Origin of the sequence: Vibrio sp. 2CM40D (assembly GCF_023161825.1) — a bacterium.
Taxonomy (GTDB): Bacteria; Pseudomonadota; Gammaproteobacteria; order Enterobacterales; family Vibrionaceae; genus Vibrio; species Vibrio alginolyticus.
Genome location: NZ_JALNTL010000003.1, coordinates 25,863 through 48,976, shown reverse-complemented (window position 1 = coordinate 48,976; position 23,114 = coordinate 25,863). Strand labels below are relative to the sequence as shown.

Sequence of the window (23,114 nt, the reverse complement as noted above, 5' to 3'; positions counted from 1 at the left end):
AAATCGGTAGGGATAAAATGCCCCGAGCCAAAACTCGGGGCCAAGTAGGCGTTATTTCGCCATTAGGTCTGATGGGATTTCGATGCCCATTTCTTTGTAGTAACGCGCCGCGCCTGGGTGAAGAGGCACTGGCAAGCCAGCAATCGCTTTCTCAATCGCCATTGCTTTTGTTGCTTTGTGGATACCTTGTAAGAACGGCAGGTTCTCGTAAATTGCTTTGGTTAGCTGGTAAACGTCTTCTTCCGAGATATCTTCACGAACTGCCAAGAAGTTTGGCTGTGCAATGGTAGTGATCGGCTTATCTAGACCTGGATACGTGTTCGCAGGAATTTCGTACTTCGTCCATAGGTTGTAGTTGCCGTTCGCCTCTTTGATTTGCTCGTCAGTAAACGAAAGAATCGAAATGTCTTTACCCAGCGCAGCAAAAGCTTGAGTGACCGCACCAACAGGTACACCCGCAGGCGTGTTCATGCCGTCAATGGTGCCGTTTTGAAGTGCGCTCGCACTGCCGCCGTAACCCATGTAAGCAAGATTGAATTTATCAGGGTCTACCTTCAGACCTTTCATGATTTGGCGACCAGAGTTCTCTGTACCTGAGTTCTTCTTACCGATAGAAAACTTCTTGCCATCTAGGTTGTTCAGGTCAATCACTGTGCCCGTTTTTGCTAAGTCAGAACGAACAATAAAGTGCTCAACGTTTTGCCACAGCATAGAGACTGAACGCAGTTGTTCTTGGCGACCGCTTTTCTCATAAGGACCTTCGCCAGACCAAGCCCATGCACCGTAAAGACCTTGTAGAATCGCGAACTGTGCTTCGTTTTCGTTCAGCAGTTTGACGTTTTCACCAGAGCCCGCAGAGCTGATTGCAGAAAGGGAGAAGTGGTGCTTTGGTGCCAATTTCACTTTGCTTAACGTCGCCAACGCTACGCCCACAGGGTAGTAAGTACCACCTGTCGATGCCGTTGCAAGAATATAGCTACGGTCCTCTGCCGCAGCGTTAGCAGCAATACCAAAAGAAGTTACAGCGACAGCCAAAGCTTTTACCAGCTTATTCATTTTCATTATTACTCTCCGTGTAGTCGTTTCATGATTGGGGATTTACATCATGTTAAATCTTTATTAACAACACATTCCCTAGAGCAATTGAAATGCCAACTTTTAACCCTTTGTATTTATTGAACTAAGTGCTGAAAGACATCAAAAATGAGCAAAATCATGCTGATTTGATAGCAAAGTAATGAGCAAGATCTTGCTCATTGAAGAGAAGAAGGTTGCACGCCTAGATCGCAAAAGGTTAATAAAATGTGATCAAGACAAAATAAATGCATGATTCACTAATAAGCAATATTTTGCCGATGCAATTTTGGATTGAACTGCAACTAATGAGCGTCTTAACAATAAGAAGAAAAAGCGCATCATTCTAAACTGCTCACTTTATCAGCGGAGGTTTATAGCCTAAACGACTACAAATAGCACAAAAATACAGCAAAACAAGCCATGTTACAGAAATGAAAAGTCATTTATTCTAATTTTGAATTTAAAAAGCAGTTCGATCCACCAGTTCAGAAACAAACATTGACCGTATCAACTTATTTTCTACTTCGGGGTTGTGCCGATAGCCCTATGTTCGTTAGGGTAACAACACGCCAAGGCAAACGTATTCCTTGGTATTTTTTCGCCATTAAGGATCACCCATGTCAGCAACTGCGCAATTACAATTCGCTTTAAAACGCCCATCTGGCGTTGCTGCTGCGATCCTCCTGCTCTCTCTGAAACTGATTCAGAGCTGACAGGCTATATCTAAACTTTCTGTCAGCTTGAGAAGAAGCTGACGGGAACACCACATACTCCTCCCATTCCTTTCAGTTTCTTCCAAGCGAAACATAAGAGGAATAACAATGTTAAGCGCACGCAATATCGCCGCTTTGGGCTTCATGACTTTCGCCATGTACTTAGGCGCGGGTAACCTGATCTTCCCTCCATTTTTGGGTTACCAAGCAGGTGAAAATTTTCTGAGCGGGATGTCTGGCTTCCTCTTAACGGGCGTAGGTCTGCCTGCGATGGCACTGGTGATGGTGGCTATCGTAAACGGTTCAGACAAATTAACCGCTGCCCTACCTAAACCTTTGGCGACCAGTTTTTGGGTAATGGTATTTATCGTGATTGGCCCTGCGTTCGTAATCCCACGTGCGATTACCGTCGCTTACCAATTTAGCTTTGCACCAATGTTTGGTGATGCCGCTTTGGTGCCTTTCACTATTGCCTTCTGTGCTATCACCATTCTATTTGCCCTATATCCGGGTAAATTGGTCGACAACCTAGGCAAGATCTTAACGCCTGCATTAATGGCTATCTTAATCATCATGTCTGTGACTGCTTTGGTTTCTCCTGCAGGAGAGCTAACTGCCGCAACGGGACCATACGTATCTGGCGCATTTGCTGAAGGCTTGACCCAAGGCTACATGACGATGGATGCGCTAGGTTCTATCGGTTTTGGTTGGATTATCTTCCGCGCGATTCGTAGCATGGGTGTGGATTGTCCGAAAGCCACCGCAAAATACACGCTAATCGCAGCTTTGATGTACGCGGTTGCCATGGCGTTTGTTTACATCTCATTGGCTTACATTGGCTCAACAAGCTCATACTTGGGTTCTGAGTTCAGCAATGGTGGCGACATTTTAACGGCGTTCACCTTCAGCCACTTCGGCGCATTTGGTTCACTATTACTTGGTGCCGTGATGGTATTGGCGTGTTTGACTACTGCTATCGGCGTAACCACAGCAGGCAGTGAGTTTTACGACAACACTTTCAGCAAAGTGAACTACAAAGGCTGCGTGATCACGACCATGGTATTGGCAGGTTTGATCGCCAACGTAGGTCTGGAGCAACTATTGGCTATCACATTGCCAGCGGTTGTGGCGCTTCACCCAGTAGCGATTGCATTGATGATCATGGCACCAGTGCGCAACAAGATGTCGCAAATCATGGTCGTCGCGACGGCGTTCACTGCTCTAACGTTTGGTTGTGTTGATGCGCTGCACATCCTAGGTTACATGCCAGAAGCCGCAAACCAATGGTTAGACAGCAACATGCCGCTGTACCACTACTTTGCAAGCTGGATTGTTCCGACGATTGTCATGGTGATTGTGGGGGTCGTCTTTACCCGCAAGGCAAACCAACAACACACCGAGTTGGCAAACCAAGCCTAGATTGGCAAGTACCTTAACAAATAAGTACTTCAACAAAAAACGGCTTCCTCAGAAGCCGTTTTTTCTATGTATAGTCAGAGCGATTTAAACCAAACTTCTGCATCTTTTGGTTGAGGGTTCGGCGCGGTAAATCTAGCTCGACCATCACATCCGTAATTCGTCCTTGATGTCGAACTAGCGAGTCATGCAGCACTTTACGTTCAAAGTTGTGTAGCTGAATCGCCAATGGAACGCCTGCTTGTGTCTCTTCGGTTGTAGAAGATGGTCGACTGGAGAGAATTTCCATCACGGAGACGGTTTCATCCAGTGCAAAACGCATCGCGACATTCCTTAGCTCACGCACGTTACCGGGCCAAGCGTAAGCAAGAATGGCTTTTCTATCGGCTTCACTAAGCGGACGACTCTCAGGGTTACTTTTCAGGGCAAAGTGTTCGAACAAGATCAACGCGTCTTCTTCTCGCTCACGTAGTGGTGGCAAATAGATCTGCGCGACATTGAGGCGATAGTACAAATCCTGACGAAACTCATCATGATCATTGAGATCTTCTTTCGCGGCGGCGATCACTCTCAAATCAACTGAGATCTGTTGATTGCCTCCAACGCGCTCAACTGTATGTTCCTGTAATGAACGCAACACTTTCACCTGCATAGACAGCGGCATACTCTCGATTTCATCAAAGAATAAGGTGCCTTTATCCGCGTATTCCAATTTACCAATGCGCTTTTTACCCGCTCCAGTAAATGCTCCAGCTTCGTGTCCAAACAGCTCACTTTCAAACAGGTTCTCAGGAATTGCGCCACAGTTGATTGGCACAAAATGATGGGTTCTACGTTGGCTTTCATTGTGCAAACTGGTCGCCACCAGCTCCTTACCACAACCCGTTTCACCGTAAATGATCACATTGGTATCAATGCGCGCTAACTTGGCAACTTGTTCTCTAAGCTGTTGCATCACTCGGCTTCGCCCAATCAACACTTCTTCTAAGCCGCTAACGCTAGATAGGTACTCTTGGCGATCTTGAGTAGACGTTTGCGCGCGATAGCTTTCTACCGCTTCGGTCACTCGTTGGGATAAGCGCTCCGGTTGGAAAGGTTTCTCGATAAAATCGAACGCACCGTTTTGTAATGCGCCTACCGCCATATCAACGTCACCATGTCCGGTGATCAAGATAACCGGCATTGGAATGTGATTGGCAATCAGGCTTTCTAGTATCGACAAACCATCGGTGTCTGGCAGGCGAACATCACTGACAATCGCATCAAATTCTTGGCTAAGAATGGCCGCTTTGCCCTCTTCGCCTAAACTGAATGCGGTCACATCAAACCCCGCCAGTTGCAGCCATTGGCTGGTAGCCTGACGAACAATGTCATCGTCTTCGATAAGTGCAATTTTAGGGGTGTCATCAAAAGCCATGAGTTACTGCCTGCTTTATGGGGTGGGAAAGAAATCGCTCTTTATTAACGGTAGCAAAAACCACTGAGGAGAAAAGGAGCTAGATCTCACTTCTTGCTTACAAGTCTTTAACATCCAACCAGTTAGGCGCACTCTTTAATGACTGTTGGTGAGAACACACTAGCTGAATGGAGTCGGTATGCAGCGCAAAAGGAATGGCAAAACATGGCTTGTGGTCGCAATTGCGGCAGTGCTGATGTTGTCTTGTTATAGCGCCAGTAGAGAAGTTGCCCGTCAGTGGTTGAGTGTACAAACTCAAACCGAAGCTCAACAAAAACTGCTCGACTATATTGGTGAAGTTCGCCGTGCACTTAAACGCTTCTACCATCTGCCTTACCTCGTCACCAATAACCCAGAAACCATCGCTTTTGTGAAAGGGAATCTGACTTATTACGAACCGTTGCAAACCCAACTAACTCAACTAGATAAAGCCGCCAATACGGAAGGCTGGCTAATCCTATCTAACTCCGGCGAAGTATTGGTCTCGAGTTTAATCGAAGAGCGCTTTAGCCTGTCTGACCGAAAAGCGATTGTGGAACAAATTCACAATCAAGGCGGCGGTGTTTCCTTAGTAAACAAAACCAAAGGTTCGAGCCCGTTGTATTATCTTGCAGCCCCTATCTACGACGGTTTAGATATTGCAGGCATTGTGGTGGTGCAAATCAACCTTAGCCTATTAACCGAACAGACCATTACTAGCCAAGACATCATTACGTTGCAAAATCGCCAGCAACGCTTTTTCCTATCAAGCAGCTCGCTCTATAACGCTGACTGGTTTAACGAACCGAGCAACACCGTTCAGTTAGAAACGCAGCGCTTATACGACAACACCAATATCAGTGTGTGGACGCTCAACCAGCAACACTATTTTGCGCACACCGTTAAATTGGATGATTTGAATTGGTACGTCAGCTACCTCACCCCTTCTAAGCCGATTCAACAAACCATCAATGTGATTGGTTGGAGCGTAGCAGCGCTGCTCTTATTGGTTGTATTACTCGTCATCATTGGTCTACAACGCCGCCAAAAACACATTAACCAACAAAGAATTCAAGCCCTGTTGGAAGAGTCCCAACGCCGCTTGAAACAGATGATCAATAAGACCCACGTAGGTTTGCTATTGATTGATGAACAAGGTCAACTGTTCGATCTCAACCCAATGGCGAAGCGCTTGTTCTGTTTGCCAGAAAGCGTCAATCGACACGCTTTTGCTTGGGAGTTATTCGACGCTGGCAATCCCAATTCCACCACACTCAAGTTGCTTAAGGATTTACCTAAACATAAAGAGCTCGCAGAGATCAGTACGGTCGAAACCATTGCCAGACGCAGTGACGGTAGCGTCTTCCCTGTCTTGTTCTCACTGACCAGTTTCTCTTGGCATGGCGAGCAGTATTTCCTTGCGACTATCATCGACATCAGCAAGCGGAAAAAAGCCGAGCAATCACTGCAACAGGTCAACCAAGAACTGGCGCAACGGGTAGAAGAGCGTACTCAAGCGCTAAAAGAAGCACAAAGCCAATTAATTGAATCGAGCAAAATGGCCGCTTTGGGTCGCATGTCGAGCGCGATTACTCATGAGCTCAATCAGCCACTGACGGGCTTGCGCACCCTGCTCACCACGAACGAGCTACTAGCGGAACGCGGTGAAACCGAGATGATGAAAGCCAACAATGTTTTGGTGCAAAAGCTCATTGATCGCATGGCAAGCATGACTAGTCAGTTAAAGACGTTCGCCTACAACAAACCAGAAAGCCTACAGGCGATTTCTCTTACCTCCGCACTCGAAGAGACCTTACGCGTTTATCAATCCCAATTAGACAAGGTGGATGTGCGTGTTCGAGTTCCTCATGACTTACCTAACATCATGGGCGAAGAACAACGATTGCTTCAGGTGCTCGGTAATCTTGTCTCGAATGCGCTAGACGCAATGAACAACACCACCAACCCTCAGCTCAACTTGATCGTCAACCCAACGGCAAATCAGGTAGAACTAACGGTGAGTGACAATGGCTGCGGCGTGTCGGATGAGATGCTCGAATCGATGTTTGAACCCTTCCAAACCTCAAAGAAAATTGGTGAGGGGCTAGGGCTGGGTTTAGCGATTACGGCCAACAATATGCGTGATATGAACGGACAAATTACCGTGCAAAAGAATGAACAAAATGGGCTGACTTTCACTTTATTGTTCAAATCAGCTTAAGTTTATATTGATTACAAAATCATCATTAGAACTAGGCATCCCCGCTGTTTGAGAAAAACACGATCTCGATACAAGAATCCCTCCTTGACCTACACTATTCTCAAGCAAATAAACGAATAACTTCCGAACGATAAAGAGTGAGAAACATGATTAAGTTTCCTGAACATTTTCTTTGGGGCGGTGCCATTGCTGCAAACCAAGTAGAAGGGTCGTACAACCTGGGGGGGGAAAGGGTTATCGACATCAGACATGCTGCCAAACGGTATTTTGAGTCCGCATCAAACCCGTGAAGAACGTACGCCGGGTATAAAAGACGTGGCGATCGACTTCTACAATCGCTACCCAGAAGACATTGCGCTGTTTAAAGAGATGGGCTTTAACTGTCTGCGCCTGTCTTTAGCGTGGAGCCGCATCTTCCCGAACGGAGACGAGCTAGAACCTAACGAAGAAGGTTTGGCGTTCTACGATAAAATCTTTGACGAACTTGCCAAGCATAACATCCAACCTTTCGTGACCTTATCTCACTACGAAATGCCTTACGCACTGGTTGAAAACTATGGCGGCTGGGGCGATCGTCGCGTCATCGAATTCTTCGAGCGTTATGCTCGCACTGTGCTGGAACGCTACAAAGACAAAGTGAAGCTGTGGTTAACGTTCAACGAAATCAACATGTCACTGCACGCACCATTTACTGGTGTTGGTTTGCAAGAAGACGCCAGTGAACAAGAGATTTACCAAGCGATTCACCACCAGCTAGTCGCAAACGCAAAAGCGGTAAAACTGTGTCAGCAAATCGTACCAAACGGCAAGATTGGTAACATGCTGCTTGGCGCAATCAACTACCCGTACACTTGTAACCCTGATGACGTGCTTGCTGCCATGCACGAAAACAACAAGTGGTTGTTCTTCGGTGATGTGCAAACACGTGGTCAGTACCCTGGCTACATGAAGCGTTACTTCAGTGAAAATGGCATTGAAATTCAGATGGAAGCAGGCGACTTAGAAGAGATCGCATCGGCAAGTGTCGATTTCATCTCATTCAGCTACTACGCAAGTGGCTGTGCAAGTGCGGATCCGAAACAGAAAGAAGTGGGTAACATTGTCGATAGCGTACCAAACCCATATCTTGAGAAGAGCCAATGGGGCTGGCTGATCGATCCAAAAGGCCTGCGCGTTCTGCTGAACTTCCTTCACGATCGCTACCAAAAACCACTGTTCGTCGTAGAAAACGGCTTAGGTGCACGTGATGAAATCGACGAAAACGGTGAGATTCAAGATGATTACCGCATCGCTTACTTGAACGACCATCTTGTACAAGCACATGAAGCAATTTTGGATGGCGTTGAGCTGATGGGCTTCACCAGTTGGGGGCCAATCGATTTGGTCGCGAACTCAACTGCTGAAATGAGCAAACGTTACGGTTACATCTACGTTGATCGCCACAACGATGGTCAAGGTACGTTAGAACGTAAACGTAAGAAGAGCTTCTTCTGGTATCAAGATGTGATTCGCACTGCGGGCGGCTCGCTGAAAAACTAAGCTTATTATCTAGATACAAGCCTAGATACAAAGTGCATGTGTATTTAGATAGAAAAAACAAAGCCCTGCAAACGCAGGGCTTTTCTTATTCCCGATATTCAGTCGTATGACCTATTGGTTAAACACCAATTTCACCACCGTCTTCACGGCGAATAACCACCGTTGCTGCACGTGGACGCAGTGTCATCCCCGCAGGTGTTTCTTCTGCTGCATTGTCGCTGTAAGGCCAGTTGCCTGGGTGCTGAATGTTCACGAACAGAGACTTGTAATCTGGGCTAATGGTAAAGCCCGTAACTTCACAGCCGTTAGGGCCAACAAAGAAACGTTTCAACTCAGCTTGGTTTTCTGCACCGATCACTTCTTGTGTGCCGTTTTCATCCGTCAGCTTAGAAGGTACAACCGCAAGCATTTGGTCATTGGTGTAAGACGTCACTTCATCTGCGCCGTTGTCCGTTTGAATCCACAGAATGCCGCGAGGATCAAACGCTAAGCCGTCTGGGCTCGCAAACTGGTTAAGCTCGGTCAAGCTCGAACGGTTAGTGTCCGCATCACCGTTTGCCGGAGAGCCAAACACGAAGATATCCCAAGTAAAGTCAGTTGCTGAAGCACCTTCATCCCAACGAATAACATGACCAAACTTATTATTCAAACGTGGATTCGCAGGATTGGTTTCATCTGTACGGCGCGTATTGTTCGTCAATGTTAAATATACTGAACCCGTGAATGGATCAACCGTACACCACTCAGGTCGATCCATTGGTGTTGCCCCAACTAAATCCGCCGCGCCAGCAGTATTGATGATAATTTCAGCCAGTGAGTTAAAGTGATCCGCTAACGTACCACCAGCGGTTGTTACGCTATCAAGCGTTAATGGTAACCAAGTACCTGTGCTGTCTTCATTGAAGCGCGCCACATACAGTGTGCCTTCGTCCATGTACTTGTCACCCATCGCCAAGCGGTTATCAGGGTTAGCATCTGCTGGATCCCACGCTGCCGCAGATTCAAATTTGTATAGGTATTCAAAGCGAGAATCGTGACCAGAATAAAATACCACTGGTTTGCCTTCTTCAAGCTTACCGAAAGTACAGCCCTCGTGACGGAAACGACCTAGCGCAGTACGTTTCTTCGCACGTGAGTTTTGCGTGTAAGGGTCAATCTCGACAATGTAACCGTGACCATTGGCTTCATTACGGTAATCATCCATCGCACTTGCTCCTGTTGGAGCCACATTAAAGCGAGAGAACTCATCAAGACGCTCTTCTGCATTACCTGCTAATGTCTCCCACAAGTAGCGTGTGCTTTGGTCATCAACACCAATGCGATCTTGCTCTTCTGTACGAGTCCCGGCGTTAACAAAGTAACCAGGCCAGTTCTCTTCACACGTTAAGTAAGTGCCCCACGGCGTGTAGCCGTTGCCACAGTTGTTTAACGTACCACGCGCTTGGCTGCCATCTGGTGAGAAACGAGTGACAGTTAAAGATGTGTGGGCTACCGGGCCAGACAAATCCATGACTGTCGCACCAGTATAACGACGGTTTAGTGGGTCGGTATCAACCAACTTCCACATGTTATCTTCCAGTTGAATGCGAACCACTGATACACCGTGCGCGTTAATCTCTTTGCGCACTTCATCTACAATGGTACGTACGCCATTTTCAACCGTCGGACCGTTTGGATGCAGTGCTGATGTGTCGATGTACTCGTGGTTAATACATAGCAAGCCATCTGTAGTGCTATCGTTCAATGGGAAAAAATGCATGCCGTCATGGTGCATGCCTAGCGCATTTAACTGATCGGTACTGGTGTTGGTACCATCATTTTGCCATGCGCTGCCTTGTGCATTAAGTGGTGTTCCCCAAGGTACTAGTACTTGTGCGGTGTAGCCTTGTGGAATTGAAACTGCGTCAGTGAGTGAGCCAGGGATAGATTCAAAGTTAAGAACGGCTTTAGATGCGCCCGAACCACTGCTTACTGTACTCCCTGAGTCAGACGAGTTACAACCAGCCAATCCGAAAGCACCAAACGCTGTCATCGCACTGATACCTAAACCACCTTTCAGAATGCTGCGTCGAGATAGGCTCGCTTCTAATACTTCTTCAAATGGTTTGTTTTCACTTTGGTTATAACGCGTCGCGTCAAAGGTTTCCTTGCTCATTTTTACTTTCCCGATCTTATAGTTTAATTAATAAATAAGTGATTAGTTGAACGGCAAGAAGTTTGGATAAGAAAAATGACAAAAGTGCTTAAAACATATGAAACTTGTGTTTCAACAATACTGCAAACCAACCAACACAGCTAACGAAGCAATTAAATTCTGGTTACATAATCACCAACTGTATCGCTTCATTCTGATTTTACTTGGGCTAAAGTGTGATAGAAGGTATAAGGTGTACGAAATCAAATCATCTACGAGAGATAATCATGAAATTAGACAAGATCGATAACAAGAGCCGTCGTATCCGTAAAAAGCTGTTCTTAGGTGAGTTCGCAATCCTAGGTTTCGAGATCAGCTGTGAAACAGACATTAACGACTTCGACCGTTACGATGCATTCGTTGATGACTTTATCGACTACATTGACGAGCTTGGTCTTTGCTTCGGTGGCGGTGGTCTAGAACTGTTTGAAGGCTTCCTATGTTCTACTGACCGTTACGGCAGTGCGACTGAAGAACAGAAAGCGCAAGTTATCAAATGGTTAGAAGCACGCCCAGAAGTGAAAAGCGCGCAAGCGGGCGAACTAGTTGACGCCAACTACCTGTAACTAAAGGGCAACCTGTAATACGCAGAGCTCGATAAATGGTAGAGAAAGCTGGTCTTAAGACTGGCTTTTTTATTTTTGGAAGAATGCGATATTAAAAATAGGGTGCTTGGGAAGTTGCGCGGAGTGATTGTGGCGTTTTTGAGCTGGCAATCAACGGGAAACTGCGTTCCACAGCCAGCTCGTGCCTTTAGGTATAATTAACTATGATTTTTTAGCTGGTGCGTCTTTCGTGTCTTTCCAGTATTGAATACGCACACGATGTAGCTGAGCTCTTCTAGTCTTTTTCATAGTAAAGTCCCTCATCTTATATAAGTAACGCTCCTCATGGAGCTTATTGTCTAAGGTCGTATCCCCTTCAATCTATAAGGGAATCAATCATTTAACCGTGACCAATTTCACAACATAATGATAATTACCGATTTCTTGCAGCCTGTTTTTACTGGCAAACGGCATATTATCTATCTGACACAGTTAACTTACTCACCAGATATGACAGAAAAATGGCAATCAAGTTCCCTACTTATACTGTCATTGAATCTTAATAAGGATTAACAAGGTGGGTATTTCAGATTTACCATACTGTTTATAAAAACCGCAAGAATTTTTATTTCTTTTCAAACAAATCTCTACTCAAGATCAATTCACTTTCATCTTTATCGTCTCCCTTTTAACGCATTGTGATCCAGTTCAATCCACAGAACTCGGAACAAAAAGCGCACATTAATACATTCACCACCAAACTTGTGCGAGATCTCTTACAAGAGTTGTAAGCAAATAGATTAATCACCTCTAAGAGCAATGCCAGAAAAAACATTAAATATATGATTTAAAAGTAATATTTAAATTCACTTAAAATAATAAGTAAAAATAATTTAGAAAAGTTAATTGAGTCAAATCAGCAAAACATCAATACTCAATTTGTCGACAGGATGTTGGCGGGAACAGGAAAAAAGCCTAAAGGATTGGGTATCTTCAGGATGAAGATTTGATAGCTTAGGATGAGTTGTCAGCAAGGATGTAGTTAAGCTCTAGGATAGAGTTCGCCCGTCAGGATGATAGGCAAGAATGGACACCGCTAGGAAGGCGATGAACAAGGAACTCGGTTAAAGGACTTAGCCACAATCAAGGATAGATGCAGGGAGCACCTATTAGTAGCTGGATTGCTGCGAAAAAGAATAAGCCCCGTCTGGGAAACCAGGCGGGGTTTTATTTTGTCTGTAATGTATTGATAGCGATTCATCTTTATCGTTTAAGTCTTCTCTGTTTTCATAAAACACCGTGCTATCATTTTCTTTACGTCTCCCAACAAAGCTCTCAGAAAATCACACACTATGCTTAATCCTGTTTGGTTACATACATTTAAGACATTGATTGAAGTCGGTCATTTTACGCAAACGGCAGAAAAACTTTTTATGACTCAGCCTGGCGTCAGCCAACACATCAAAAAATTAGAGCAAAGTTGTCAGCATACCTTGATCAAGCGCGAAAACAAAAGCTTCGAATTAACCGAACAAGGCAGGGTTGTCTACGCATATGCGCTCGAGTTAGAAGATAGAGAGAAGAAGCTGCTCGAAGAGCTCAGTTTTGATGATGCGTTTTCAGGCCACTGTAAACTGGCTTGTTCTGGTGCAATGGCGTTAATGTTGTATGGGCCCATTTTGGAGAAGCAAAAACAGCACCCGAGCTTATCGTTACATTTAGAAGCCGCGCCAAATCAATCTATTCTCAACGCCATAACGCAAGGGCACATCGATATTGGTATCGTGACTGATGTTCCCAACAAAGGTCTGTTTCACAGTGAGCGAATTGGTAAAGAGAGGTTGTGCTTGGTTCTGCCAAAGCATTATCAAAATAAGCAGATAACGCCACAACTCTTGCATGACTGTGGTGTCATTAGCCACCCTGATGCCGAGCATTACATGACGCTGTTTTTTGACCAGTGTGAAGAACCACAGCTCCAAGAAATTAAGATGAGCGATTTACCATTATCCGGCTACGTAAATCAATTGAGCCAAATTTTGCTACCTGTCAGCAAAGGACTTGGCTTCACCGTGCTGCCTCAAAGTGCGGTCGACAATTTTCCGCTAAAAGACACGTTACACATTGCTCAATTGAAAAACACTGTATGTGAAGAGCTATTTCTAGTTCGTAAGCGCAGTCGTGCTCTACCTCTGCGCTATCAGACCATCAAAGAAGTGTTATTGGATGTGATTGGTGGTGCGCATCAATGATGTTAGCCACTCTTCGCTGGTAATGCGTTCCTCTTGGCAATCCACCCAATATGGTTTGCCAGATAACCAACTTTTCGACGCAACTTCTTTTATAAACACATCCACGGAATCAACGTCATCTTTGGCGTAATCCCATTTATTGCGCATGTGTTCTGCCGCTTCTTGATTAGTGTACGCCTTGCCGTTGCGGATAAAGGTGCAAGAGGATTGCTCAACTCGTTTTATCAACGTCGAGATATCTTGCTCTACCCCTGCTAGTGCAAAGGTAGGCAGAATGCTTAATGTAAGTAACAACGTCCACTTTGCTTTCATCGCACCTTTATCCTTATCCCTGACCACGTAACTACTAATAGTAACTACTGATAAGTGACTTAACTATTCTGGTGTTTGGCTGTTTAGCTCAGCAATTATTGCCACCATGCCTTAGCAGGCTGAGGCTCCGCAATCGCCAAGCGTTGACCAATCTCAGGGCTCACCAACGTTACACCGCGCTCTTCACTGATGTCTAACGCGCGTTGCATTGGCTCATTCCAATCGTGCATTGATAAATCAAACGTGCTGTTATGGATCGGCATCATCACTTTGCCCTGCACATCAATGTGTGCTTGAACGCTTTGCTCTGGGAACATGTGAATGTCTGACCAGAGTTCATTGTACGCACCTGTTTCAATCATGGTGAAGTCAAACGGACCGTACTTTTCGCCAATCTCTTTAAAGCCATTGAAGTAACCAGAGTCACCACTGAAGAACACTTTGTGTTGTTGTGCATTAATAACCCAACTGCCCCACAGCGTCGTATCGCGGTCTGTCAAACCTCGACCAGAGAAATGCTGAGTCGGAGTCAATGTATATTCAATGCCGTCGACAGAATGTGACTCCCACCAATCTAGCTCGATCACTTTCTCCTTCGGCACACCCCAATTCACCAGTAATTGGCCAACTTTTAACGGCACCAAGAAAGTGCCCACCTTGTCGCCTAGCACTTTAATAGAAGCTTTATCTAGGTGATCGTAATGGTCATGACTGATCACCACCACATCGATAGTTGGCAAATCTTCTATCGTGATGGGGGTTTGGTGAAAGCGTTTTGGCCCTGCCCATTGTACAGGAGACGCGCGATCACTGAATACAGGGTCGGTCATCACCAGTTTTCCATCGAGCTTCATTAATACGCTTGAGTGACCCAGACGATAGATGACGTCATCTTGCTCTTCTAACAGTTGCCGCGCTGTGATCGCATGCACTGGAATTTCAATCGTTGGTGTTGGGTTAAGGCGCTCAGTCGTAAAATACGCTTTCATGATTTCGAACATGTCGCCCAAACCGCTTTTGTATTCCAACTCTGTATTTGCAAATTTGTCCGGGTATGTTGGCGCTTTTTCAGTATCAACATTAGAACAAGAAATCATTGATGTACCCATCGCGAACGCTCCTACTGTGGCTAGCAAAGTTTTTTTCATAAAAAGTTAACCCGAACAAAAGTAAACTACACGGTGCAGTTTACATTCTAATTATCAAAAGTAAACTACTTAGTGTAAAATAGATCAAGAAATGATCTTCTTAACTTAGCAAGCTTATGAATGTAAAAAGAAAAAGTCGTAGCGAAACCAAAAGAGAAGCCATCTTGTGCGCGGCAAGGCAAGCGTTCCAAGAGTTTGGGGTGCAAAACACCAGCATGGATAAGCTCTCTGCAATCGCACAAGTCTCTAAGCGCACGGTATATAATCACTTCCCTTCTAAGGAAGCGATCGTGACGGAGTTGCTGACTGAGCTTTGGCGTTCGTCAATGATGGAAAGCGATATTAAACGCTTGGCCACTCTGCCACTCAAAGATCAATTGATTGAATTACTCTACAGCGAGATCATTGTGGTAACGGAACCAAACTATATTGAGCTGGCAAAAGTGGCATTTGGGCACTTCTTATTTAAGCCGGAAGATCTCAAAGAACAAGCAGAACAAATGTCGAAACAGGAAACCGCCCTGTACCGCTGGCTTACTGAGAAATCGAACAGTGGCGCTTTGCAAATTGATGATGTACATATAGCAAGCACTCAATTGCACAACTTACTTAAAGGCAGTGCATTCTGGCCGCAGTTAATGGGAATTCGCCCCTCTTTGTCGAATGAAGAATCTAGGCTGTTAGCTACCCAAACGGCGGAACTTTTTTTAAGTCACTATCAAAACAGCTAAAAACAGCGGTCAAATTGGCCGCTTTTTTAAGCGATAATTCGTGACAAAGCGATGAAATTTTTGCTCAATTTTATTTATCTCACCCTTGACAGTCTCATACCGCAAGGCGTGAGCGTTCGATAAAATATTTTTGTCGTGTCGACGATGCTTTTTCGTTTTCATCTCACAAAAAAACGCCCTAAGGTGCGCACCTCTGACGACGTGGTTGTTCAACCACAATTCTAAATCGTTGAAGTAAGTAGGTTATGTCATAACATGATCACCTGCCTACTGCATTCTATGCTCTATACTTATATTTTAATTTGGTACTGACTTACTAAGGAATTGCCATGCGTATTGCTATTCTCTCTCGTAATGAGAATTTATATTCAACCATGCGCCTAAAACAGGCGGGTGAAGAACGTGGGCATCAAATCGATGTGATCGACACGCTTCACTGTTATATGGACATTACGAGCAACAACCCTAAGATCCGCTACAAGGGTGAAGAATTACCGCAATACGATGCTGTTATTCCACGTATTGGGGCATCTATTACGTTTTACGGCACTGCTGTTGTACGTCAGTTTGAAATGATGGGTACATTTTGTGTCAACGAATCTGTCGCGATCAGCCGCTCTCGTGACAAGTTGCGCTCATTACAACTGCTATCACGTAAAGGCATCGGTTTGCCACGCACTGGCTTTGCTCACCATCCTGACAACATTCAGGACGTGATCAAAAACGTTGGTGGCGCACCTCTAGTGATTAAATTGCTAGAAGGCACTCAAGGCATTGGTGTTGTACTTGCTGAAACAAATAAAGCGGCAGAAAGCGTGATTGAAGCTTTCATGGGTTTGAAAGCTAACATCATGGTGCAAGAATTTATCGAAGAAGCAAAAGGCGCGGACATCCGTTGTTTTGTTGTCGGTAATAAGGTGATTGCCGCAATGAAGCGCCAAGCAAAAGAAGGCGAGTTCCGTTCTAACCTTCACCGTGGTGGCTCTGCACAACTCGTGCGTTTGAGCAAAGAAGAGCGTGCGACCGCTGTAAATGCAGCGAAAGTGATGGGCTTGAACCTTTGTGGTGTGGATATCCTTCAATCTAAAAATGGCCCAGTGGTAATGGAAGTGAACTCTTCCCCTGGTCTAGAAGGCATCGAACTAGCAACTGGTAAAAACATTGCAGGTATGATCTTCGATTTTATCGAGAAAAACGCTAAGCCAAATTCAAACCGTACTCGCGGTAAAGGTTGATTTTTGTTTAACGCACAAGAGAGCCAAAAACCGGCTCTCTTGTTACTCGTCGCTAGGATGACACTATGAATCAGAAAATGATCATTGGGAATGCCGAAGCTATTTGCTTGCCAGAGTTAGGGATTACTCACCTTGAAGCGCGTATTGATACAGGCGCTCAAACCTCTTCATTACATGTAGACAATATTGATTGCTTTGAAAAAGATGGTCAGTCTTATGTTGCATTCGATTTGCACCCAGATGTATACCATTTAGAACAAGTGGTTCGCTGCACAGCGAAACTAAAAGCAAACCGTAAGGTTAAATCTTCTAACGGTACTTTTGAGCACCGCTGCGTGATCACAACGATGCTGCGTATGGGCGACCAACAATGGCCAATCGACATTACGTTGACTAACCGTGAAAAAATGACTTACATGATGTTGTTAGGTCGTCAGGGTATGGCAGACAAAGTGCTCGTTGATCCTAGCCAATCTCACTTATTGGCATCTTAACCCCGTAGCTTCAGATGAGTGATCGAACGTTTTTGTTGAGCATCACTCGTCTGGCTTTATCTTAGCCTACTTCCTACGAAATAACGCAAACAACAATCCCTTCGCTTTAACTTTTGTCACTCGCCAGTGCGTCATTGGCTTAGTCGGCGCTGTATTCAAAATGTGCTGATACGCTTTTTCATCCAAAGTCACCTCTCCCCCATGTGCCAGAAGCAAACATTGCGGATTCATCTCAAACACACGCTTTAATGATTGCCGATATTGATTCGGATGAAATATGGGAAACGGCGCAATCAGATGCTTTTTCACCTGCACCATTAAATCCGCCACATACAGCACATCTTGTTCAGAATGATAAACCGACAGATCTCGGTCGGTATGCCCAAGCGTTTCTAGCACCTGCCAATCATCAAATCCAGGAATAAACTCTCCATCAATAAGTTCAATATCTGGATTTAACTTGCGGGAATACCAAAGGTTTTGCTTTGGTTTACGCATCCGATTCGCCATCCAGCGTGCTAACATTAAATCGGTCAAATGCATTAGCCAACCGTCTACACCGCTATACCACTGGCTCTCTCGCTTTGCGGCCAATAGCTTACATCCTGTTAAATCACGTAGTTTGTGCGCACCACCAGCATGGTCTGGATGCATGTGGGTCACAACAACCAACTTTAGGTCAGAAAAAGGACGATGGAGTTGATGTTCAATAAAGTCTTTAAGATGAGGAATGTCTGCTCGACTGGCACCATCAAGCAACAATAATTTATCGGGATATTCGGCGAGATACATGGTCTGAATGTACCCCTGAATTCTGTGCAGCTGCAAAATATGTCCTTATTTTAGTGAGATGCTTCATGACCGAATCCTTACTGGTCAGACCAACTATAACAGCAGAATGGACGCTTCGGTAAACAAATATTCACACGTAGCGACGACAACAAATCATAATCGAGATGATAGATTTTAATCATTAGACTCAAGGGCCCTTTTATCCGTTAATGCGCGCACACGGAGTTCGTGTCAGGGTATGAGGTAAATACCTCATGATTTGCTTTTTTGTACTTTTCCTTCTAATTAATTAAGGAGTTAAGTACATTTTTGTGAGAATCGAGTTGGAAAAAGCAACTAAATTAGACCGCATCCGCGCGGACTACAACGTTCACTACTGGAGCCAAGGTTTCTACGGCATTGATGACCAAGGCGAAGTATATGTATCACCACGTAGTGATCGTGCACATCAAATCCCTTTCAGCGCTATTGTAAATGAGCTAGAAGCGAAGCAGTTAAATCTGCCTGTATTAGTACGCTTCCCGCAAATCGTGCACCAACGTGTGCATGGTATTTGCCACGCATTCAACCAAGCAATTGAAGAATACCAATATCCAAACAAATACTTGTTGGTGTACCCAATTAAAGTAAACCAACAACGTGAAGTGGTGGATGAAATTCTAGCGAGCCAAGCTCAACTAGAAACCAAGCAGCTTGGTCTTGAAGCGGGTAGCAAGCCAGAATTGTTGGCGGTACTTGCATTGGCTCAACAAGGTAGCTCCGTGATCGTGTGTAATGGCTACAAAGACCGTGAGTATGTGCGTCTTGCACTGATCGGTGAAAAGCTGGGTCACAAGGTATTCATCGTATTAGAGAAGCTTTCTGAGCTGGATCTGGTACTAGAAGAAGCGAAAAGTTTGGGCGTAAAACCGCGCCTTGGTTTACGCATTCGCCTCGCCTCTCAAGGCGCAGGGAAATGGCAAGCAAGTGGCGGTGAAAAATCGAAGTTTGGTTTATCAGCATCGCAAGTGCTTAGCGTTATTGAACGTCTTAAACGCGAAGGCAACCTAGACGCGATGCAACTGGTTCACTTCCACCTTGGTTCACAGATGGCAAACATCCGTGATGTACGCAATGGTGTGAACGAGTCTGCACGTTTCTACTGCGAACTACGCGCACTCGGTGCAAACATCGAGTACTTCGATGTGGGCGGCGGCTTGGCAGTGGATTATGACGGCACACGCAGCCAATCATCGAATTCGATGAACTACGGACTTGCAGAATACGCACGTAATATCGTCAACACTGTGGGCGATGTGTGTCTGCAATACGAACAACCAATGCCAGTGATCATTTCGGAATCGGGTCGCTCGCTAACAGCGCACCACGCTGTATTGATTTCTAACGTAATTGGTACCGAGTCGTACCTACCGGAAGAAGTACATGAGCTTGATGAGGACGCTCCGCTGTTGCTACAAAACATGTGGCGAAACTGGGAAAACTTACAAGATGGTACAGACGCTCGTGCGTTAATTGAGATTTACAATGATACCCAAAGTGATTTGGCAGAAGTGCACTCTCAATTTGCTACAGGCGTGCTTAACTTGGAACAACGTGCGTGGGCAGAACAATTGTCACTGCGCATTTACTTCGAATTAAGCCGCAAGATGAGCACTAAGAATCGCTTCCACCGTCCGATTCTGGACGAGTTGAGCGAACGTCTTGCGGATAAGTTCTTCGTGAACTTCTCTCTCTTCCAATCTCTACCAGATGCTTGGGGTATTGATCAGGTGTTCCCTGTTCTGCCACTTTCTGGTCTGGGCGAGGCGGAAGAGCGTCGTGCAGTGATGTTGGACATCACATGTGACTCTGATGGCGCGATCGATCACTACGTTGATGGTCAAGGCATCGAGAGCACGCTACCTGTACCAGCTTGGAGCAAAGACAAACCGTACTTAATGGGCTTTTTCCTAGTAGGCGCATACCAAGAAATCCTTGGTGACATGCACAACCTATTTGGTGATACCCACAGTGCTGTAGTCAATGTTGATGAACACGGTCAATTTGAGATCAGTTACATCAACGAAGGTGATAGTGTAGAAGACATGATGCGCTACGTTCATATCGACGTGGATGCGATTCGTGACAATTATAAACAATTGGTTTCACAGCGAGTTGAAGCCAATGAACAAGCACAAATCCTAGCAGAACTAGAACAAGGTCTAGCAGGATACACCTATTTAGAGGACTTCTGATATGAATGATTTGTTTACTAAAACTGATTATTCGCTTTACTCCAACTCTATGTCGTTTTTACGTCTGCCGTACATTCGTAACCCGGTATCGGCAGACGCAGACGTTGTGGTGTTGGGAGTCCCTCTGGACATGGCAACATCTGGTCGTCCAGGTGCGCGTATGGGTCCAGATGCAATTCGCCGTGCCTCAGTCAACTTGGCATGGGAAGGTAAGAAGTTCCCTTGGAGCTTCAACGTATTGGATAAACTGAAAGTGATCGACGCAGGTGATCTCGTGTTCGATTGCGGTGATGCGGAAGATTTTACTTACCGCCTTGAAGCGGCAACCAGTGAAATTCTAAAAAGTGGTAAAACCATGTTGGGATTGGGCGGTGACCACTTCATTACGCTACCTATCCTGCGTGCCTATGCGAAGCATCATGGCCAAATGGCGTTGATTCACTTTGATGCTCATACGGACACCTATGCAAATGGCAGTTCATACGACCACGGTACGATGTTCTACCATGCGCCGAAAGAAGGTTTGATCTCAGCGAAGAACTCAATACAAATCGGCATTCGTACGGAGTACAAACAGCAAGATCACGGCTTCAATGTGATTAATGCGATGCAAGCGAATGACATGTCGGTGAACGAGATCCTAGAAGAAATTCGTCGCACCGTCGCAGACAAGCCAATATATGTCACTTTTGACATCGACTGCTTAGACCCGGCCTTCGCACCGGGAACTGGTACACCAGTTTGTGGTGGCTTGAACTCAGACAAAGCGCTGAAAATTATTCGTGGTTTAGCCGGCATGAATATCGTGGGTATGGATGTTGTCGAAGTATCGCCTCCATACGACCACAGTGATGTTACCGCACTAGCGGGAGCAACCATCGCACTAGAAATGCTTTACGCATACGCATCTGAGCGCGAATAGACATAATCATTTCTAAGGGAGCTTCGGCTCCCTTTTCTTTCTGATGCTTTCCTCTACCTTTTATTCACTCGTTTCATCTTGAGCTCAGCTCAACCGAGCAGACGCTTTATTTTTGCACTTTAACCATTAAAACCAGTTATCTATAAGACTCATTCTATTCACGAAAAGTAAAAGATTTAACGTAATTAGACAAAGAAATGCACCGCTTTTTGAAAACAAAATCGGATTAGTTTTTCTAATTGAAATCATAGATTTTTATCTTGCTCAACTTCACACTTTTCGATTGCTAATTATACAAGCAAGCACTATTATCTCGCGCAAATACCCCCGCAACACAAGAATTCAGTCGGCACTCTGTAAAAGAGCGCTAAGGGTTTTTACGTCTTAAATTTTTTGGAGAGATACGCAAATGTCTGCTTCGTTTCCATTAGCGAAACTTACCTTTTTAATCGCTATATTGACTGCCGTGGGTCAAATGACCCAGACAATGTACGTGCCTTCAATCGGTCATATGGCGGGCGAGTTTTTGGTATCTGCGTCATCACTTCAAGCTGTGATGGCTTGTTACCTAATCCCATATGGCTTGTCGCAATTTGCGTATGGCACACTATCGGACCGCTTGGGACGCAAACCGATCATCATCGTCGGGCTGCTTATCTACATCGCGGGTACACTGGTAGCATTATTTGCACATCAATTTGAATGGTTCTTGATTGGTAGCTTTATCCAAGGCTTAGGTATTGGCTGCGGCGGTGCGATGTCACGCACTCTGACTCGCGATTGCTTTGAAGGCTCTGATCTACACAGAGCAAACAGCTTAATTAGCATGTGTGTGATTTTCTCACCATTAATGGCACCAGTATTAGGCGGCTACCTAACAGAAGCTTTCGGATGGCGGTCGAGCTACTTGTTCTTAGCGCTATTTGCTATCGCGGTTGTGATCACTATGATGACAAGCATGATGGAGACGCTACCAAAAGAGAAACGCAAATTCGAACCAGTAGCCAAAAGCTACAAACACGTTTTGTCTGACCGTCGCTTTCAAGGCTTTTTGATTTGCCTGGTTGCAACATTCGCTGGTGTGGGTGTATTCGAAGCAGCGGCTGGGGTGTTGTTAGGTGGGGTATTAGAATTACCTGCAACAACGGTAAGTTTGCTGTTTATATTGCCGATCCCAGGTTACTTGGTGGGTGCGGGCTTATCTAGCTACATCGCAAGACGTCGCTCTGAGCGTCGTGCTTTAAACGTAGGCTTGGTCTCTATTTTTGTGGGCTCTGCTATTGTGCTCATCCCAGGCTTGTTTGGTTTGACCACGGCGTTAACGCTGGTTGGAGGCGCAACCGTGTACTTTTTGGGTGCGGGTATTCTCTTCCCAGCAGCAACAACTGGAGCGATTGCGCCATTCCCATACCATGCAGGAACAGCAGGCGCGACATTGGGTGGCATGCAAAACTTGGGGGCAGGTGTCGCAACTTTGCTCGCGTCACTATTTCCAGCGCATAACCAGATGCCTTTGGGCATTTTGATGATGGCAATGTCGGTAATTGCAATGCTTGGGTTAATGTGGGTGAATCGAGCACACAATCACTCAAACGAAGTACCGCAAGTTATCTGATCATTATCAGCTTACTTTCAAAATCCAAAAGGGACACACTCAACAAGTGTGTCCCTTTTTTCATATCACACTATATCGATTTCCCGATGAGAATGATTTAACTTTCGAATTGATATTTGTTAAAAATAACAGCTGCTTACACAATGTGTTTTCAGCTCCCTTCAAATTGAGTATCCAACTCGGAAATATTGAGGATTCTCACTTTTTCGGTATACCCCATAACAAAGAATGGACAACTG

At 45.3% G+C, this 23,114-nt stretch carries 16 protein-coding genes and 1 pseudogene; 11 read left to right on the top strand and 6 right to left on the bottom strand.

Features of this window, described 5'->3' with window-relative positions:
• Window positions 1–51 precede the first annotated feature (51 nt).
• A complete protein-coding gene (locus MTF70_RS06795; RefSeq protein ID WP_248393899.1) occupies window positions 52–1,062 on the bottom strand; it encodes a TAXI family TRAP transporter solute-binding subunit in 1,011 nt (336 codons plus the stop codon).
• An 836-nt stretch (window positions 1,063–1,898) separates the two neighbouring features.
• On the opposite strand from MTF70_RS06795, the gene brnQ reads away from it, so the two are divergent.
• Window positions 1,899–3,209 carry a branched-chain amino acid transport system II carrier protein gene (brnQ, locus tag MTF70_RS06790; protein ID WP_248393897.1) on the top strand — a complete coding sequence of 437 codons (1,311 nt, stop codon included), beginning with the start codon at window positions 1,899–1,901 and terminating at the stop codon, window positions 3,207–3,209.
• 64 nt (window positions 3,210–3,273) lie between these two features.
• Here the strand turns inward: brnQ and MTF70_RS06785 are convergent, their stop codons facing one another.
• Window positions 3,274–4,623, bottom strand: a complete 1,350-nt coding sequence (locus MTF70_RS06785; RefSeq protein WP_248393895.1) for a sigma-54 dependent transcriptional regulator — start codon at window positions 4,621–4,623, stop codon at window positions 3,274–3,276.
• Between the two features lie 178 nt (window positions 4,624–4,801).
• On the opposite strand from MTF70_RS06785, the gene MTF70_RS06780 reads away from it, so the two are divergent.
• Entirely contained in the window at window positions 4,802–6,862 is a 2,061-nt protein-coding gene (locus MTF70_RS06780) for an ATP-binding protein (protein WP_248393892.1), read from the top strand.
• A gap of 146 nt (window positions 6,863–7,008) precedes the next feature.
• Window positions 7,009–8,401 (top strand): annotated as a pseudogene (gene ascB, locus MTF70_RS06775) (6-phospho-beta-glucosidase).
• A gap of 118 nt (window positions 8,402–8,519) precedes the next feature.
• Here ascB and MTF70_RS06770 read toward each other — a convergent pair.
• Complete coding sequence (locus MTF70_RS06770) at window positions 8,520–10,556, bottom strand: PhoX family phosphatase (protein WP_248393890.1); 2,037 nt, start codon at window positions 10,554–10,556, stop codon at window positions 8,520–8,522.
• Window positions 10,557–10,822: 266 nt separating this feature from the next.
• On the opposite strand from MTF70_RS06770, the gene MTF70_RS06765 reads away from it, so the two are divergent.
• Both MTF70_RS06765 and MTF70_RS06760 read left to right on the top strand, forming a co-directional pair.
• Window positions 10,823–11,161, top strand: coding sequence for a 50S ribosome-binding protein YggL (locus MTF70_RS06765; protein WP_005374208.1), 339 nt, complete (start codon window positions 10,823–10,825; stop codon window positions 11,159–11,161).
• Window positions 11,162–12,492: 1,331 nt separating this feature from the next.
• Window positions 12,493–13,392, top strand: a complete 900-nt coding sequence (locus tag MTF70_RS06760; protein WP_248393888.1) for a LysR family transcriptional regulator — start codon at window positions 12,493–12,495, stop codon at window positions 13,390–13,392.
• Here MTF70_RS06760 and MTF70_RS06755 read toward each other — a convergent pair.
• Both MTF70_RS06755 and MTF70_RS06750 read right to left on the bottom strand, forming a co-directional pair.
• Window positions 13,360–13,704 (bottom strand): DUF5329 family protein, encoded by a 345-nt coding sequence (locus MTF70_RS06755; protein WP_085569254.1) that lies wholly within the window; start codon window positions 13,702–13,704, stop codon window positions 13,360–13,362. The two genes, MTF70_RS06760 and MTF70_RS06755, sit on opposite strands and share 33 nt — an antisense overlap.
• Before the next feature lie 95 nt (window positions 13,705–13,799).
• On the bottom strand, window positions 13,800–14,813 hold the full coding sequence (locus MTF70_RS06750; protein ID WP_031780877.1) for an MBL fold metallo-hydrolase: 1,014 nt from the start codon (window positions 14,811–14,813) through the stop codon (window positions 13,800–13,802).
• A gap of 155 nt (window positions 14,814–14,968) precedes the next feature.
• On the opposite strand from MTF70_RS06750, the gene MTF70_RS06745 reads away from it, so the two are divergent.
• From MTF70_RS06745 to MTF70_RS06735, 3 genes are all read left to right on the top strand, one after another.
• The gene (locus tag MTF70_RS06745) at window positions 14,969–15,583 is read left to right on the top strand and encodes a TetR/AcrR family transcriptional regulator (RefSeq protein ID WP_025768062.1); all 615 of its coding nucleotides are present in this window, start codon (window positions 14,969–14,971) and stop codon (window positions 15,581–15,583) included.
• A gap of 329 nt (window positions 15,584–15,912) precedes the next feature.
• On the top strand, window positions 15,913–16,818 hold the full coding sequence (gene rimK / locus MTF70_RS06740) for a 30S ribosomal protein S6--L-glutamate ligase (RefSeq protein ID WP_005374224.1): 906 nt from the start codon (window positions 15,913–15,915) through the stop codon (window positions 16,816–16,818).
• 65 nt (window positions 16,819–16,883) lie between these two features.
• On the top strand, window positions 16,884–17,312 hold the full coding sequence (locus tag MTF70_RS06735) for a RimK/LysX family protein (protein ID WP_005384193.1): 429 nt from the start codon (window positions 16,884–16,886) through the stop codon (window positions 17,310–17,312).
• Window positions 17,313–17,378: 66 nt separating this feature from the next.
• On the opposite strand, the gene MTF70_RS06730 is transcribed toward MTF70_RS06735, so the two are convergent.
• Complete coding sequence (locus tag MTF70_RS06730; RefSeq protein WP_005384195.1) at window positions 17,379–18,104, bottom strand: MBL fold metallo-hydrolase; 726 nt, start codon at window positions 18,102–18,104, stop codon at window positions 17,379–17,381.
• Window positions 18,105–18,415: 311 nt separating this feature from the next.
• Here MTF70_RS06730 and speA point away from each other — a divergent pair, with 311 nt between their 5' ends.
• The 3 genes from speA (at window position 18,416) to emrD (ending at window position 22,875) form a co-directional block, all read left to right on the top strand.
• Complete coding sequence (gene speA, locus MTF70_RS06725) at window positions 18,416–20,338, top strand: arginine decarboxylase (RefSeq protein WP_005374230.1); 1,923 nt, start codon at window positions 18,416–18,418, stop codon at window positions 20,336–20,338.
• 1 nt (window position 20,339) lies between these two features.
• Window positions 20,340–21,260: an agmatinase gene (gene speB, locus MTF70_RS06720; RefSeq protein WP_053307121.1), complete on the top strand. Its 921-nt coding sequence runs from the start codon at window positions 20,340–20,342 to the stop codon at window positions 21,258–21,260.
• A 409-nt stretch (window positions 21,261–21,669) separates the two neighbouring features.
• On the top strand, window positions 21,670–22,875 hold the full coding sequence (gene emrD / locus MTF70_RS06715) for a multidrug efflux MFS transporter EmrD (protein WP_005374234.1): 1,206 nt from the start codon (window positions 21,670–21,672) through the stop codon (window positions 22,873–22,875).
• The last annotated feature ends 239 nt before the right edge of the window (window positions 22,876–23,114 follow it).

Coding starts and splice junctions, on each gene's coding strand:
- speB (WP_053307121.1), top strand. CDS start 20,340: ATGAATGATTTGTTTACTAAAACTGATTATTCGCTTTACTCCAACTCT.
- MTF70_RS06770 (WP_248393890.1), bottom strand. CDS start 10,556: ATGAGCAAGGAAACCTTTGACGCGACGCGTTATAACCAAAGTGAAAAC.
- MTF70_RS06785 (WP_248393895.1), bottom strand. CDS start 4,623: ATGGCTTTTGATGACACCCCTAAAATTGCACTTATCGAAGACGATGAC.
- brnQ (WP_248393897.1), top strand. CDS start 1,899: ATGTTAAGCGCACGCAATATCGCCGCTTTGGGCTTCATGACTTTCGCC.
- MTF70_RS06780 (WP_248393892.1), top strand. CDS start 4,802: ATGCAGCGCAAAAGGAATGGCAAAACATGGCTTGTGGTCGCAATTGCG.
- MTF70_RS06730 (WP_005384195.1), bottom strand. CDS start 18,104: ATGTATCTCGCCGAATATCCCGATAAATTATTGTTGCTTGATGGTGCC.
- emrD (WP_005374234.1), top strand. CDS start 21,670: ATGTCTGCTTCGTTTCCATTAGCGAAACTTACCTTTTTAATCGCTATA.
- MTF70_RS06795 (WP_248393899.1), bottom strand. CDS start 1,062: ATGAAAATGAATAAGCTGGTAAAAGCTTTGGCTGTCGCTGTAACTTCT.
- MTF70_RS06765 (WP_005374208.1), top strand. CDS start 10,823: ATGAAATTAGACAAGATCGATAACAAGAGCCGTCGTATCCGTAAAAAG.
- rimK (WP_005374224.1), top strand. CDS start 15,913: ATGCGTATTGCTATTCTCTCTCGTAATGAGAATTTATATTCAACCATG.
- MTF70_RS06735 (WP_005384193.1), top strand. CDS start 16,884: ATGAATCAGAAAATGATCATTGGGAATGCCGAAGCTATTTGCTTGCCA.
- MTF70_RS06760 (WP_248393888.1), top strand. CDS start 12,493: ATGCTTAATCCTGTTTGGTTACATACATTTAAGACATTGATTGAAGTC.
- MTF70_RS06755 (WP_085569254.1), bottom strand. CDS start 13,704: ATGAAAGCAAAGTGGACGTTGTTACTTACATTAAGCATTCTGCCTACC.
- MTF70_RS06750 (WP_031780877.1), bottom strand. CDS start 14,813: ATGGGTACATCAATGATTTCTTGTTCTAATGTTGATACTGAAAAAGCG.
- MTF70_RS06745 (WP_025768062.1), top strand. CDS start 14,969: ATGAATGTAAAAAGAAAAAGTCGTAGCGAAACCAAAAGAGAAGCCATC.